The 14,174-nt window shown below is 35.0% G+C and carries 16 protein-coding genes; 10 read left to right on the top strand and 6 right to left on the bottom strand.

What is annotated here, in order from left to right; genetic code table 11:
• Window positions 1-300: 300 nt before the first annotated feature.
• From GVK91_RS26555 to GVK91_RS26540, 4 genes are all read right to left on the bottom strand, one after another.
• On the bottom strand, window positions 301-579 hold the full coding sequence (locus GVK91_RS26555) for a hypothetical protein (RefSeq protein WP_159732500.1): 279 nt from the start codon (window positions 577-579) through the stop codon (window positions 301-303).
• Between the two features lie 101 nt (window positions 580-680).
• Window positions 681-1,856: a PD-(D/E)XK nuclease family protein gene (locus GVK91_RS26550; RefSeq protein WP_159732497.1), complete on the bottom strand. Its 1,176-nt coding sequence runs from the start codon at window positions 1,854-1,856 to the stop codon at window positions 681-683.
• Between the two features lie 203 nt (window positions 1,857-2,059).
• The gene (locus tag GVK91_RS26545; RefSeq protein WP_159732493.1) at window positions 2,060-2,647 is read right to left on the bottom strand and encodes a hypothetical protein; all 588 of its coding nucleotides are present in this window, start codon (window positions 2,645-2,647) and stop codon (window positions 2,060-2,062) included.
• A 915-nt stretch (window positions 2,648-3,562) separates the two neighbouring features.
• The gene (locus GVK91_RS26540; RefSeq protein ID WP_159732490.1) at window positions 3,563-3,952 is read right to left on the bottom strand and encodes a hypothetical protein; all 390 of its coding nucleotides are present in this window, start codon (window positions 3,950-3,952) and stop codon (window positions 3,563-3,565) included.
• A 517-nt stretch (window positions 3,953-4,469) separates the two neighbouring features.
• Between GVK91_RS26540 and GVK91_RS26535 the strand changes: the two genes are divergently transcribed.
• Window positions 4,470-4,721 carry a hypothetical protein gene (locus tag GVK91_RS26535; protein ID WP_088161872.1) on the top strand — a complete coding sequence of 84 codons (252 nt, stop codon included), beginning with the start codon at window positions 4,470-4,472 and terminating at the stop codon, window positions 4,719-4,721.
• Window positions 4,721-5,056, top strand: a complete 336-nt coding sequence (locus GVK91_RS26530) for a zeta toxin family protein (RefSeq protein WP_159732487.1) — start codon at window positions 4,721-4,723, stop codon at window positions 5,054-5,056. The genes GVK91_RS26535 and GVK91_RS26530 overlap by 1 nt, the downstream gene beginning before the upstream one ends.
• Before the next feature lies 1 nt (window position 5,057).
• On the opposite strand, the gene GVK91_RS26525 is transcribed toward GVK91_RS26530, so the two are convergent.
• Complete coding sequence (locus GVK91_RS26525; protein WP_159732484.1) at window positions 5,058-5,810, bottom strand: SH3 domain-containing protein; 753 nt, start codon at window positions 5,808-5,810, stop codon at window positions 5,058-5,060.
• A gap of 206 nt (window positions 5,811-6,016) precedes the next feature.
• On the opposite strand from GVK91_RS26525, the gene GVK91_RS26520 reads away from it, so the two are divergent.
• From GVK91_RS26520 to GVK91_RS26485, 8 genes are all read left to right on the top strand, one after another.
• Window positions 6,017-6,496: a hypothetical protein gene (locus GVK91_RS26520; protein ID WP_159732481.1), complete on the top strand. Its 480-nt coding sequence runs from the start codon at window positions 6,017-6,019 to the stop codon at window positions 6,494-6,496.
• 10 nt (window positions 6,497-6,506) lie between these two features.
• The gene (locus tag GVK91_RS26515; RefSeq protein WP_159732478.1) at window positions 6,507-7,985 is read left to right on the top strand and encodes a DUF4407 domain-containing protein; all 1,479 of its coding nucleotides are present in this window, start codon (window positions 6,507-6,509) and stop codon (window positions 7,983-7,985) included.
• A gap of 14 nt (window positions 7,986-7,999) precedes the next feature.
• Window positions 8,000-9,445 (top strand): DUF4407 domain-containing protein, encoded by a 1,446-nt coding sequence (locus tag GVK91_RS26510; protein WP_159732475.1) that lies wholly within the window; start codon window positions 8,000-8,002, stop codon window positions 9,443-9,445.
• Between the two features lie 3 nt (window positions 9,446-9,448).
• A complete protein-coding gene (locus tag GVK91_RS26505) occupies window positions 9,449-11,350 on the top strand; it encodes a hypothetical protein (protein WP_159732472.1) in 1,902 nt (633 codons plus the stop codon).
• 1 nt (window position 11,351) lies between these two features.
• Window positions 11,352-11,843, top strand: a complete 492-nt coding sequence (locus GVK91_RS26500; RefSeq protein ID WP_159732469.1) for a hypothetical protein — start codon at window positions 11,352-11,354, stop codon at window positions 11,841-11,843.
• A 169-nt stretch (window positions 11,844-12,012) separates the two neighbouring features.
• Entirely contained in the window at window positions 12,013-12,333 is a 321-nt protein-coding gene (locus GVK91_RS26495) for a hypothetical protein (RefSeq protein WP_159732466.1), read from the top strand.
• A gap of 282 nt (window positions 12,334-12,615) precedes the next feature.
• Complete coding sequence (locus tag GVK91_RS26490) at window positions 12,616-13,227, top strand: DUF4304 domain-containing protein (RefSeq protein ID WP_159732463.1); 612 nt, start codon at window positions 12,616-12,618, stop codon at window positions 13,225-13,227.
• A 46-nt stretch (window positions 13,228-13,273) separates the two neighbouring features.
• Entirely contained in the window at window positions 13,274-13,885 is a 612-nt protein-coding gene (locus tag GVK91_RS26485; protein WP_200845717.1) for a hypothetical protein, read from the top strand.
• A 10-nt stretch (window positions 13,886-13,895) separates the two neighbouring features.
• Here GVK91_RS26485 and GVK91_RS26480 read toward each other — a convergent pair whose 3' ends face one another.
• Complete coding sequence (locus GVK91_RS26480; protein WP_159732460.1) at window positions 13,896-14,171, bottom strand: hypothetical protein; 276 nt, start codon at window positions 14,169-14,171, stop codon at window positions 13,896-13,898.
• Window positions 14,172-14,174: the final 3 nt, after the last annotated feature.

Below are 14,174 nucleotides of genomic sequence, written 5' to 3'. Positions count from 1 at the left end.
TGGCTTCTGCCTTGAAGCGTTCAAAGTCGAATGGGTCTTTTTCTTTCATGACCGTGTCGTTTGAATAATTGAATATAAATAATCTTATTGAATTATTCCTCTGACACAGTTCAGGTTACAGTCTCTATTACATTGATTATATAAAATGTGAAATTCATGTAATTGAATTAAATCGACATTGAAACCTATGCAGTTTGTTCAGTCCAATAGCTAAATCATATTTTTATTTCCGATTTCTATTAATCCAACTATTGTATATTGCCAATTCTAACACAGCTATAGAATCAAATGATTCTTTACTCATCCTAACTTCAGGAGTTTTTGAGCGACACCGAAATTAATGTTCAGTCCAATATCGTCATGACACCTCAGTGATAAAATATTTTGGATGTGCTGCTCATCTGAAACCACTTTATCATATTGATGAGCCAAATCTTCAATCTGTTTCCTCAATTCACGTTTTCGTTGATCTTTATTTGTATGGCCTTTATATACTTTTGCTCTCTGGAAAGATGCCTGTATCGTCATTATCCACACCTGATCAAGGTTAAATTGTTTTTGGATATCTTTTAAGTTCATAAGTTGGGTATAATAAAGCTTTCTTAGATTATTATTTGTATTTAAGAGATCCTAGCCTTTAACGCGACAGGAATGTATGCCACAACAACATTTAATTACAATCAAATATTTTGAACCTTGTAAAGCTGATCTATATTCTCTCGATTATTTAGGATGAGACTTTCGACCAATAAAATTGTTCGCTTAGCGATCTGATATATCTCATCAAATCTTTGTTTTATATAGTCATCATCTTTATAACTATTAAAATCAAAATAAATACTAGTGATATTATACACTTTCCATGGTGTCATAGGATCTAAACAAATCAAGCCATTCTTTGTAAATAATTGATGAATAAATTGATTCAATTCTTTATTAAAATCAGAAACACCTACAAGAAATACAATCCTTCTCTCTTCTTTTTCCATTGATATTTCGAATAAAAATGGTTCTTTTCCTTTCCATGCACGACTAGTAGTATTTTTTATAGGTTTCATGATCTCGGTAATAAGAGAAGTCGTAAATCTACTGAAACTGTAATACTCAGACCCTCTTACGTAATTGGGAACATTTTGTTCTAGAAGCAGGTTAAACTGATGGGTGATATAATTGACGTCCGAATTGATATTTTCCTTTACAAAATCGAATACATCCTTGTATTGATTGTACAATTGCGCAGCAAGTAGGTTCTCAGGGTTTGTTTTCATTAAAGTAGCTTGTATTGCTTTTAAGTAATCTTCTATATATATTCTACTATGAACATTTATGTTAATTGTTTTATCTGTCAAAATATGATTCAAATGTTTGGCTATGGTAGCATAAGAATAGATCTTATACTCATTATTTGATATTGTTAATTTACCACCAGGCGTAAGAAAAACAAAAAATCGATTTGAGATATGAAAAAAATGTTGATCGACATACTCTCGGTACTTTGTTAGTTGATCAGAATGCTCATCACTATCAAACTTATTTTCGACTGCTATAATCAAATCATCAAATTGAATAAATAAATCGATGTCATTAACAGACTCTCGTTTTATCCATTTAAAAGCACCGCGTTTAGAAAGCACTTCTTTTGGGATAAGATCTCCTAAAACTTTATCTAGAAATAGAGTACCAAGACCATGTTTTTCATTTGGGTTCAACAGCCAGGCAATAAAATTAGAATGTCGTATCTCGTACCTATCTAGTTTTAAAATTTGGAAAATATTCGGCCGCTGTAACAATTCTTTCAATTTTTGAAAATGTTCATCTTTTTCCAATTCCAGTAACTTTTCTGTAATTGTATGCATAAAAAAATATCTAGGTTTAATTTATATCTTTATTTCTTCTCTTCCTCTGCCAGACGCTTACGCTAGATGTTATCGCATTCATCGGCTTTGTTATTTTCTTCGCAAAGAGTAAAGAAAGTTTATTAAAAAATATATACTTCCATTTCCATTATCCAAAAGAATACTGGAACTGAAAAGAAACGCAAATTTCAATCATTATCAATTTAAAACATAAATGCGTCTTCAATGTAAAGGAGCAAATTGTTAATTGTAGATGAATATGTTTCTTCCAATGCCTTCCGAGAGCTCTTATAGCCCCATAAATTGTCTTTTGATGAAACATTTGAAAACTCTCTTGTTTCCTTTTTATTAGATTTTATAATTGTACATGTAAGTGCTGTAATAGCATTCCACTTCCCTTTTGGAAAGATAAAAGAGTTAATATTCCCCCCAACCATTCCAACTCCAGCTGAAATTTCTGTTCCAAATCCGGCACCATAAGATGATAGATTAATTATTATATTAAATTTACCCTCTTTTGGTGTGAGTTTATCATTAATCAAAACATTCGGAAATGCTCTTTTTACATCAGATATTATTGTTGATAAAATTTGTTTCGAATCTGTATCTGATTTGAGTTTTTCAGGGTTTACCCTCCTATCTTTTATAATTAAAAAAACCGTGTCATTAGTAGATATATCATTACGAACAGCAAAATTCACCGCTGGTGGCTTCCATTCATAAAGTTTCTGAGACAATACATTTCCTATTGTAAATGTAAATGCAATAAAAAATAAAAATACTCTTATCATTTTTAAAGTGTTAGCTATATACTAATGGTAGACAAATATTTAGACAAAATTACTAGATACCGATATCCTGCATCACAATAGTTTTTGATAAAAATCAGCTATTGGATCATTATATCGTGAAATCTCCCTCCCTTCGATGGAATTGGTCGTGGTTACTATCATGGCATGCTACTTTTCAATCGGGTAAGGTTAATACCCAAGCCTAATATACATTATTTATGCTGAATTAATATGTTTACAGATATTAACTTTCAAGATTATTACAAACTGTAAGACTAAGGTATTGGTTTGAAAGTAGGATTGGTTACGGGAAACCGTAGCTGATTTACTCGACCCTGTTAATAAGACAATAAAATAAAAAAAGGCCTCCCTCGTTAACCGTCGAGGGAGGCAGTTTTGGCTAGATGTCCGCTTGGGCTAGATGTTAACCGGCTTTGGGCATGCATCTACTGTAAAGATCGTAACATTAGTTGAGATAATTGTTGTTCATTTCTTATAAAATGTTGTTCAAAAATTATATCCTAATAATAATTTAATTCCAAAAGGCTATTTTCACTTCATCAAATAGTATTATCAGTTTCACAAACATTCCAGATCAACCCACTCTTCGATAATGATAAACGTCTTTTATCAAAAAGTTCTTCCATGATCATCCACACCTGATCTGCCAACGTAAAATATTTTTTGCTACTTAGATCATCTATAGTCAAATATCCGGTAACAGAAAACTTATTGACAGCTAGTACGACGTGCTCAACATCTAGAAATAATTTTTTTAAAACCAAACAGGATTCGCCCCTCCCAGACTCAAGGTTTTTATTCCTTTTATATCGTTTTTCATCGAATATCATCCTTTATCCACTTTAGTTCCCCACGTTGTATCAGGGCTATATATTTTTGCACGTGTTCATCGGTCTATAAGCCATTGTCTTCAAGGTGGTAATTGAACTGCTTAGTGAAGGTGTCATACTGAATACTTCCTACATAAGCATTATTGAGATAAATATGCCAAAGGCTGTATTTCTTGGCCCTCACTTCCACTACCTGGCGTTTTCCATGATGATAAAACAACTCAGGCACATCCGTATCAAAGCGCAGTATAAGGGCGTCAATGCACGCTTCCTTGATGTCATCGGCAAGTACACCGAATGCCAATTCCCACACTCCCTGAGATTTCCTGAAAACATAAAAAGCAAGACCATTTTTGCTATAAAGATGATAATCTTTCATGCCCATGCTTTTATCATGCACGGTAATTTGAGCGTACATTACCCGATTTCGGCAAAAGATTTCTAGCGGTTTCATTCCACAATATTACTAATAATATTAGTAATATTGTATACGGTATAGATTTATAGGGTTTCTCATTTTTTATATGCGAATGGTTGGATGATGCCTCTCATAGCTCGATAATAGCATTAAACAAATTGCCTGGACGTGTTACTTGAGCGTTTCTATGATACGCTTGTACATCTCTTGCATAAGTTATTGGTTTGGAAGTCGGAATGGCTACGGGAAACTGTAAGTTTAGTAAATTTCATTCTCTTTAACTTACTTTCTTGCATACTAGTTTTCTAAAATAAAATATATACCATTTTTTGGTGTACCACGAAATTCACAAAGCATATTTTCTTGCAGTATCTTAGGATCGAGTTCGACAGTGAAATGACACTTACTGCTTAAATCGGATATTTCTGCCTTTCATCCCATTTTAATTCTTTAATATAGCTAGCAATAACACAAAAAGAGTCATTTTCTACTGGTCGAACAATTGCTTTTCTCCTTAAAAATTACTATTTTTGAATAGTATTAATGTGGTATTATGAGAAATTTAGAGCACTTAAAAGAAGTTAGCAACAGCATTGTTCTCAAGTTGCGCAAACAAAAGCTTGATAAAGGGCAACCATTTTTAATAAGATCTAGCAAATTACCCAAAAATCAAAGCTACATCGAATACCCAAATCATTTAGTTAAAATTGTGATTGTTTCTTCTGATAAACGATCTTTTGATGTAGTACAGGAATTTAATATTCGTCAATCAAAAGATATCTTGAGAGAACTCAATATTTACTAATGCCTGATCTTTACATAATAACGGGTTCTAACGGTGCCGGGAAATCTACATTAGGTGCAGAATATCTTCCAGAGCATATAAAGAGTAATAATATTATTTTCGATGGTGATTTACTCTATACGAAAGAACTATCTCGGATATTCCCAAAAATTGTTCCTTCAGCAAAATACGCTCGGAAAGAGGCTTTGGATTATGTAGTACAGCAATTTGAAGAACAGACAAAACATGCATTAGAAAACCGGTTAGATTACGTCTATGAAGGACATTTTACAAATGACGAAACTTGGGAAACGCCCAAGCTGTTCAAGGAGCCTTCCCTATCCTATTGCAGATAATCTATCTATTAAATTCTTCTTTTGAAATTGTCTTCGTGTCAAATTTGTCTTTAAGCGAGTGATCTCGACTTCGGACAGCAAGTCGCAAACTATAAGATGGTACGCTTTGCACTTCATATCTTTTTCCATCTATTGTTTCAATCCGTTTTGGCCCCATATTAAAATCTAATATTTCCTCTCCAATTTCGTAATGAGCGCTTTGATTAAAAACCATAATACATTGCCCGTCTTTAATCCCCTGTCTAAAATCCCGGCCGCTGGCAACCTTTAGATAATAGGTATTTTGGGGTATATCCTTTACTTTAATTGATTCACCGGACTTTATATAAAATGCTCTTATACATAAGCCTGTGTTTCTTTCCATAACTTTTACAGCAAAATCTGCTCCTGCCCCAACTGTTATTTCAAGTGATCCTTGGGCACCATAGTCATACCGCCAATCCATATTATCACACTCGGGCGAGTCACCCGTATTTAAATTCATCCTATTATATAAATTCTCAGGTTTCGCTATCAAATAGGATCTTCTTAACCACCCTTCATAGTGACCGACAGAAACTTTAAACCAATCATAAGCTATATCAATGATGAGCACCTCCTGTCCCCTGCTCAATAACCCGTAAGATTTAGATTCTGCATTTGGAAACTCTCTCAAATTCAGCTTGTCCGCATTGACTATATACACATCATCTATCTGAGCGTACAGTGATAGAGAACTGAGATAAATAACAAGAAGCACAATTATTCTTTTCATAATAAAGTTTTGTTCCAAAATTATCAGTTTGATAGATCAATAATTATGGTTTCCCGTAATCTGAGCTTATTTTCTTTCTATATTTTTACCATAGTCAAGTATGGGGATAAAAATTTAGCAAACAGGTTTGTTTATGTATGAATATTTTTTAAATTAGAATTAGCTAAAAGCCTATATGTTAACCTAACAGACCATTTGGAGTCATTATGAAATATTTGGAATATATACCTAATTTATGGTTTAGATTTCGTGATGTAGCGCGATTATACTTACGAAAACTGACATACAGCTTTTCTGGAAAGGATATAACAGTAAAGAAGTTTACCTACCACGCCGCTAATAACAAAGGACTATTAATAATAAAATATGAATGTGATGGACTTCTCTACACGGAAATTCTAAGCAAAAAGTACTTCAATCTAAGCAATACAATCATTCTAAACCTTGAAAAAATTGGGAATAATATCCCTTTGGAAGTCTCATTCATTGGGCGGCGGAAAAAGATGGTCGAAAAGATTACGGTTGATCATATCCTCCAAACAGACTTCGGACGATTCAAATCTGAAATAAACCTAAAAAAGCTGGAGATGACGGATTTGAGACTTGCGCAGAGCAAGAATACATTGCGCTATAGATTAAACAGCACAGCCGTTACCATTAAATCACCTAAACTGAAATTTAGATAATCCTCATTATATGGAAAGCCAATTTTACAACACCAATAAACCCGGAAAAGTTATCAAATTTTTATGGGCCTCCGCTGGCGGAGACGAATATATTTTGGAACGATCTACCTATAGTGATCAGGTTAAATATGCTTGTCTCGGCGGTATTGTATTCGCTACAGGTCTGATGGCTGGGTTATCAGGGGGATATGCATTCTACACGATATTTGAACCCCGGGGTAATGTACTCGAGAATCCAATTCATATCCCGACAGTCTTTATGGCTCTTGTTTTTGGGGTCGTGTGGGGGCTAATGATCTTTAATTTAGACCGTTTTATTGTGGCAGCCACAGGGAAAGGTGATGGTACAGAAAAAATAACTTGGGATGAATTGAAAGGTGCTCTCCCTCGAATTATCATGGGGATGATTATTGCTGTTAGTATTTCTAAACCCGTCGAAATCCGGATGTTCAAAACGGAGATCGATACGGAGCTCAGAAAAATTCAGATCCAAAAGCAAACAGAGTATGCGGCCGAAGTGGATAAGACCTATGCTGAACGTGAAAGAAACCTGGAAAAAGATTTTGGTAAGGTAAGCGAAGAGCGAAAGAAATTATTAAAAAGCCTGGAGGAATATGATAAAAAATATCAAGATGAAATGGCTCAGGGACAAGGTGGACGGGGAAAAGGTGAAGGCCCTGTAGCACTGGCATTAAGGCGGGAAAGAGATAAGGCAGATGAAAGGCTGGCAAAATTTGATCAGCAGAATCAAGCTGAACTAACGAATCTGAATGAACGGAAGGACGCACTCAGAAAAGAAAAAGAAAAGGAAAGATTAAACAATAAAAAAGCAGCGGATGGTCTTGATGGTCTGCTTGAAAGAATCAAGATCGCACATGAGGTAGCTGGTTTTTCCATTACCTTATTTATCACGCTCCTATTTATGGCAATTGAGCTAACACCGATATTCTTTAAACTGATGTTAACAAAAACTCCCTATGATTATCTCAAAGAGAATATCGAGGATATGATGATGGCCAACAATGGTATTGAAATAAAATATGACTACTATAAAGATAAAAAAGGCCTGGAACGGCATCTAGTCATAAACCATGAAGCCGACATAAAACTCTATGAGAAAATAAAAGAATCAGACATTCAGAAAGAACTTTCGGATTACGCCATCGAAAAGTATAAACAGAATGAGAAAGATATTATAGATCATAATCCTGACCTCTATATCCGAAAAAATACAAGCCTAAAAAGTGGCGAGGAATTTAGGGAAGAACTTGCTAAGGAGCTTCAAGATCTTACGCAGCAATTGGATGCAAGAACTCAACGCGAATTATTAGCTTTTGCCTATGCAAGGTATAAGCAGAATGAGGAATCTGCGATCATGAATAATCCTGAAGCATACATCGATTCTGCGAAAAAGAAAATAGAGTCGGATGTACCTGAATCACCAATTGATGTGGCGGATCCTGATAAAGATAACTCAAATATGGCCTAAATTGTAATCGTAAGATGAAGTATTCATTGTCGAAATTCGAGCACTTTCTGTTTTTTTTCTCTTCAGAGGATGTATACGTCATTGAGCGATATTTACAACTTAAGGAAGAAAATAAAGAGTACAGGATCAAGTATTACTTTTTGACTATTGGATTGGCTGTCCTAATATTTTTTATATGTGCAGCTATCAGTACCATGTTTTTTATCTACAATATCTTTGATGGTTATTCGAGGCTACTCAGCTTACCCATTGGATTATTCATCGGATTGCTGATTGCCAATATCTATTTGTTTTTACTGTATACCATTACCCCTACGATCCTGGACACGGTAGACAAAAGAAAGAGAAACGACATCAAAATTAAGGACGTCAAAAATACGCAGGAAAGCACATCGATGTTTTCATTTTCTTTTCTGTTTCGCCTGGGGTTTATTGCCTTCATTGGTTTGATCATTGCTCAGCCACTCAACGTCTGGTTATTGGTGGATATGAACCCATTTGGAATAGGCAAAAAAGAAATCGTACAAATAGGACGCTATAAATCGGAATCGCTGGTGGATAGCTATCTGACCAATGACGATCATTATACAAAGAACGAAATCGTACTTTTTAAAGACATCAACGAGAAATTGGCATACATAGAGCATGGACCCCGTGATTTAATGGAGATACAATCAACAATAAACACCATCAACCAAAAAGTAAAGGAAGATGAAAGTGCGGTGCGGCAGTTGAATCAATTTAAGTTCAACCTAAGCCAAATAAACAAAAACTTCCTAAAAAAGAGGTTCAATTATCAAGAAACCGATGCATTAATTTCACAAATAAATGCCTTTGTCGAGCAAATGGCGCAAAGTGATCAAGATTTTCTTGATAAACTCGAAAAAATGAATGTCAATCAGACATTGGACAGGAATATATTTGGCTTTTACCTGCACAATGCGATCCCGCTGATAAAAGAAAAGATAGAAAGTCACGATCAGCTAAAACAGTTGCTTGATAAAAATACACTCTATACCTTAAAAATCAGATTATTAATGACAGAAAACCCTATTGCCCTAATCATAGCCATACTGACAATCAGTGTATTCTGTATTCCGGTTTTTGCGAAATTCTTTATCCGAAGGAAATTTAATTATTACAAATTTAGGGCCGGATCGGAAAAAACAATCATCACGAAACTTTATGAGAACCACCGTAAAAATTATGCAGATCTCATAAATGCGAGATTGAAGGAGCAATTAGTTGATAGCAACAGAAATTTACTCGGAAAGCTAGCGCCAGTGAAGCGCATCAATACACCGCTATATGAGCATATTGAAAAGGATCTTTTACAGAGAACAGATCGTGAGGAAATAGAAAAGTTTGAGTATTGGAATGATGCCCCCTTTAGAACACAACGGAAATCGGATGTAAAGCTTCCAAATAAAGAGGATCTCATAAACAAATTATACAATTAGCGGATGAATCTACTGATCATTGGAGTAATATTGTGCGCATTATGGTGGTTTTTCTTCCGAAAAAAAAGAGCCTCCAAAATAGATTTACGAAAGAGATCAGAGGACATCGTCGTTCCTGTGGTCGAAAGTAATGAATTAAAGTACAATTTAACTTCCAATAATTATCCGCTATACGATGAGAGCAAGTCAAACTGGTATCGTGAAGTGAGCGTCCCCTTCTTCTGGGAACGAAAAACGCATGTACAGGGAGAAATGATCGGTAAATATTATGGCGAATATCTGCCAAACAGTAATGACCAACCTATTTATCACATCACAATTTATGAAGCGACAATATGTCCCAGAAATTCGGATAAATGCGGTTGCATAAATGGAGAAAAAACATATTGTGAAGGAATCCACAGACATGAAGAAGGTGGTTTTGTGGATTTTGAACAACCGGTATTTTTCGATAAATCACAGCTACCGGAAAAATTCACGCTGCTCCTTCCAAACGATCAACTTGAATATAGGATCGATATCAATGGATTAACAATGTATAATGTTCAATATCTCCGCCATCTTCATCAGAAGGAAAACAAGGAGGTATTTGGTACAGTTAAATGTGTTGTAAAGGGATATTTTTCGGATATAATTGAAGGGAAGCGGTTGCAGAGAGAGTATAAACCATTGGCTGAACAAGTTTCTCAACCTTCTTTTCCAAATGCTATTCCCCAGGGAAATCCACTAGGTCAGAAGCCAAGCGGTAATCATGTTTTTGAAGATGATGGTAATACTGGCAGTTCCAACATTTTCCGAGCTGGTTTAGGTTCCAGAAAATTTTCAAATGGAAATTGGGACAAAAAAATCTCCTATTCAGGAAACAGTCATACCGGAAATAATTATGCAGATACTGGCATAAGTTGGATATTTGTGCTGTTGGCGCTTCTTTTTCTATTAATTATCATTCCTGGTTTAAAGTTTCTGATACCAATAATCGCGGTTATATTATTATTGACGCTGGTGCCCGGTAAGATTTGGGAGTGGTTTTTCAAGATCATCGGGTTTCTGTATTTAGCATCTATTGCCGGACTTATTGGCTGGACAGTTTTCAATAGCTTTCAGAAAAATCTAGCTCCGTTAATCGAGATTCCCAAATATATTGTAGCCTCGCCTACTATAAAACCTGCGCCAAAGCCTGTAATGGAAGAATCAATAAATAACAATAACAGAGATACCATCTTAAGGTTTTCTAAAGAATGGAAAGATTACTCAGGTGCGGAGTATTCTGGGGGCTACTATATCTTTAAAAGTGACTATCAAAAATCAAAGAGTAACAAGAATGCTCTATTTGGAAGTAATCAAAGGGCTAACTATAACTTTATTGTCCATAAGATAAAGGAGTTTGATCAAAATAAGCTTGACGGTGTCTATAAGATGTTTGATAGCTTGGCGACGGCTAGAAATTTAACCAGGCTGCAGTTTGCTTCAATGGTAATGGCATTTGTGCAAGACTACAACTATTCCCTGATCTTACCACAAGAATGCGATCCAACGATCTATTCAGACTATTTTGTAAAAAATTATCTGACAAAAAATAATGGTTCGTGTATACCCAATGAGCCTTTTGGTCTATTGACACCGTTGGAAACCATTGCAACCTCGAATGCAGATTGCGATACACGAACATTGCTAATTTACACCATTTTGTCCAAGTATGGGTACGATATGGTCATGCTATCAAGTGATCTCTATGGGCATTCACTGATTGGCATTAATTTGCCTTACTATGGAAGCAACTATTTTATATACGGAAATACAAAATATGCTTTAGTCGAGACGACAGCTCCAGCAGCCAGGCCGGCTTACATCCCAAGCGAAATCGCGAACATGAACAATTGGTATATATCCTTAAAATCTAAATAATATGAACCCTAACTTCTTTTTAATTTACACGGTTTTTGCATTGCTTACAATAATGATCAGTTTATTTGTGCTGATCAGGCTAGCTAGGATTTTAAAAGTAAAAACACAGCGGGATGAAATCGATTACTACAATGGAATTGTTGAGGTCGGTATGCTTATCGGATGTGGCATATTATTTTTCGATGTATTTCCAGCTGTCTCTACCATGCTCAATGCCATGGATATGCAACAGGTGAGTTTATATAGTAAAGATATTATCAAGCTACTATTCGTTTATGAAGGGGTTACTTTGGGAAGTATCATAATCGCCTTCCTCTGTTCTCGTGCGGTATTTGGAATTGTGACGCGCCAATTTAAAGAGGGCCTGACACCGATCTTATTCAGGTTATTTTTTGCTATCATTTTTATTGTGATGATTGTTGCGGTCAAACCAGTTGTCGTAGAGCTATTAAATTACTTCCAACCTACCATTAAGACACCGTTCTTTAGATAGTGTAATTTTTTAGTTAGTGGAGGAAAAACTGTAAATTGACAATGTTACCTTATTCACGAAGTATCTTTTCGGGCTGAAACTCAATAAGACGCCATTGAAATATGGTAATGATTTAATTTTATTAAAAGTTGCTCGGTTTGAAAATTCATTAGATATAACACGTAAAGCTATGATGAAAAAAGTACTGTTTATTATCTTACTGTATACAATCTCGTTTCCCGTAATTGCGCAAAACAAATATGCTACAACAACGGATGGAAAGATGGTATTATTAAAAAGCGACGGAACTTGGGAATATGTAAAAGACAGATCTACATCATCAAATATTAATCAATTTAAAAATACGAGCTCCTCCCCTTCGCCGCGCAGAACAAATACATCTAAAAGTAGTTCTTCTTCCAGAAATTATATCCGTGGACCTCGAGGAGGCTGTTATTATATCAACTCCAATGGCAACAAGACTTATGTCGACAGAAGCATGTGTAATTGATTAGGCAATTCGGATATGATTATTAGGGTTATTCTCATCATATGCATAAAGATTATTACCTATATTCGGCTGATAAAGAAATTCTTTTTAACATTGAATGGGATAGCTTCTTTCTTTCTCATCGCAACAGATCATAAAAAAATGGATAAGTTTATCGCCAGCCATTTGTTTGAGGTTTTTCTCTGGAATGACAAGACAAATCATTATTGGGAATATACCGTTGAGTAAAATAAAGATTTTAGCCCGAAACATATTCAGTATAATATAGTACCACAGTCATATATGAAAACAGAAACCCAGGAAAAATTTGACAGAATCATAAAAGAAAGCTTTATTGAAATCTTAAAACCACTTGGTTTTAAAAAGAAGGCCAACAATTTTTATTTGCAGCTTGAGAAAATCGGTCACATCATAAATATTCAAAAAAGTTATTATAGCACTAAAGACGATATCCGTTTCACTATAAACGTTGGAATATTTTCACCTGAGTATTGGTTAGCATGCTTTAATTATCATAACAAAGATGTACCGGCATATCCTACCGAACCTGAGTGTATGATAAGAGAAAGAATTAGCGGCATGAGAGGCCTACCCGATATTTGGTATAATATAACACCGATGACAGATATTGAAGAACTAATTACCGAAATGAAATACAATATTTCAAGCTTTATTTTACCATTCTTTGAAAAATTAAACACAGTACAAAAGCTTATCAACGAACTCGAAGCTTCTGAAACCTTACTGCACACTGCCGCTAAAATGACGTTTTTCACAGAGCTAAGGCTTCTGGATAAAGCCAGAGCCGAATACAGGAAGATATCAAAAGAAAGATATAATCCGCAACAAATGGTAAACCTCAAAGATTATGCGGAAAAGCACTGTTTAATTTAATAAAAGAGATTTTTTAATTGACATTTTATACAGCGATCAAGACAGGATGAAGATATTGGACTTTTTCAGGATATTTAAACGAGAGATAGCATCAAAAACAAAGAGGAATACATACTTACCCCTATCTTGGGACGACGATTATTGTCAAATTGAAATTGTCCCCGCCGAAAATAGGGCGTCTATAGAGAAGAGGATTACAGAAGTAAAAACTCTCGCGGATCAATCAAGAGAAGGTCTGGGTTTTACTGAAATATTCGAAGTCGGCCAGATGTCTATAACAACTTTTTCAAAAGAAATCCTAAAAGAGCCGCTGAGTCAATTATTAACAGATTACAAATTTGAAAAAGCAAAAAAAATTAACTATGTCGGTTATAAAATAGCTAACTGCGAAACAACATCCACTAAAGCTTTTGGTTTCTCAAACTTCACTATATTTTTTGATACAGAAGAAGAATTTGTAAAAAATATTTGGCTTTCGATTAACGCGACAGCTTCTCGAGCAGAAATTTCACGAGAACAATTCATATTGATTAAAGACGCACTATATAGCTTAGGAGAAGAATACGAAATGGTTTTGGTGGACTGGAATAGCTTGCAATTAATCGATCTAAGCAACAGAAATCAGATTGGCAAATACCTCAACGGATACTGGAAATAGTATTCGAAGATTAATTATCCCTCGTTCCATTTTCATAATGATAATGATCTTGATTTGCCGAAGTAAATTGTTGGATAAAATTGGGTTCCATTTGAGTTTGTCTTTTCACATTGAAAAAATCATTAAACAATGCCCAGTCGTACACCCCTTCATCAATTGGATACGCTGTCAAAACCCCGGATAATTTATGTTTATTTATCCATATTTCTGCCTTTTCTATTGAAGTAAAAACTCCACTTGAAAACCGCCCTCCTTCTCCATGAAAAACCCAAATTGTATCTAACATAAA

It is taken from the genome of Sphingobacterium sp. 18053 (assembly GCF_902706145.1).
GTDB lineage: Bacteria > Bacteroidota > Bacteroidia > Sphingobacteriales > Sphingobacteriaceae > Sphingobacterium > Sphingobacterium paramultivorum.
The sequence above is the reverse complement of the archived record's forward strand: the minus strand, read 5'-3'. Positions and strand labels throughout refer to the sequence as shown.

Bases quoted from the DNA above. Each gene is read 5' to 3' on its own strand.
- GVK91_RS26555 (WP_159732500.1), bottom strand. From the start codon at position 579: ATGAACTTAAAAGATATCCAAAAACAATTTAACCTTGATCAGGTGTGG.
- GVK91_RS26550 (WP_159732497.1), bottom strand. From the start codon at position 1,856: ATGCATACAATTACAGAAAAGTTACTGGAATTGGAAAAAGATGAACAT.
- GVK91_RS26545 (WP_159732493.1), bottom strand. From the start codon at position 2,647: ATGATAAGAGTATTTTTATTTTTTATTGCATTTACATTTACAATAGGA.
- GVK91_RS26540 (WP_159732490.1), bottom strand. From the start codon at position 3,952: ATGAAACCGCTAGAAATCTTTTGCCGAAATCGGGTAATGTACGCTCAA.
- GVK91_RS26535 (WP_088161872.1), top strand. From the start codon at position 4,470: ATGAGAAATTTAGAGCACTTAAAAGAAGTTAGCAACAGCATTGTTCTC.
- GVK91_RS26530 (WP_159732487.1), top strand. From the start codon at position 4,721: ATGCCTGATCTTTACATAATAACGGGTTCTAACGGTGCCGGGAAATCT.
- GVK91_RS26525 (WP_159732484.1), bottom strand. From the start codon at position 5,810: ATGAAAAGAATAATTGTGCTTCTTGTTATTTATCTCAGTTCTCTATCA.
- GVK91_RS26520 (WP_159732481.1), top strand. From the start codon at position 6,017: ATGAAATATTTGGAATATATACCTAATTTATGGTTTAGATTTCGTGAT.
- GVK91_RS26515 (WP_159732478.1), top strand. From the start codon at position 6,507: ATGGAAAGCCAATTTTACAACACCAATAAACCCGGAAAAGTTATCAAA.
- GVK91_RS26510 (WP_159732475.1), top strand. From the start codon at position 8,000: ATGAAGTATTCATTGTCGAAATTCGAGCACTTTCTGTTTTTTTTCTCT.
- GVK91_RS26505 (WP_159732472.1), top strand. From the start codon at position 9,449: ATGAATCTACTGATCATTGGAGTAATATTGTGCGCATTATGGTGGTTT.
- GVK91_RS26500 (WP_159732469.1), top strand. From the start codon at position 11,352: ATGAACCCTAACTTCTTTTTAATTTACACGGTTTTTGCATTGCTTACA.
- GVK91_RS26495 (WP_159732466.1), top strand. From the start codon at position 12,013: ATGATGAAAAAAGTACTGTTTATTATCTTACTGTATACAATCTCGTTT.
- GVK91_RS26490 (WP_159732463.1), top strand. From the start codon at position 12,616: ATGAAAACAGAAACCCAGGAAAAATTTGACAGAATCATAAAAGAAAGC.
- GVK91_RS26485 (WP_200845717.1), top strand. From the start codon at position 13,274: ATGAAGATATTGGACTTTTTCAGGATATTTAAACGAGAGATAGCATCA.
- GVK91_RS26480 (WP_159732460.1), bottom strand. From the start codon at position 14,171: ATGTTAGATACAATTTGGGTTTTTCATGGAGAAGGAGGGCGGTTTTCA.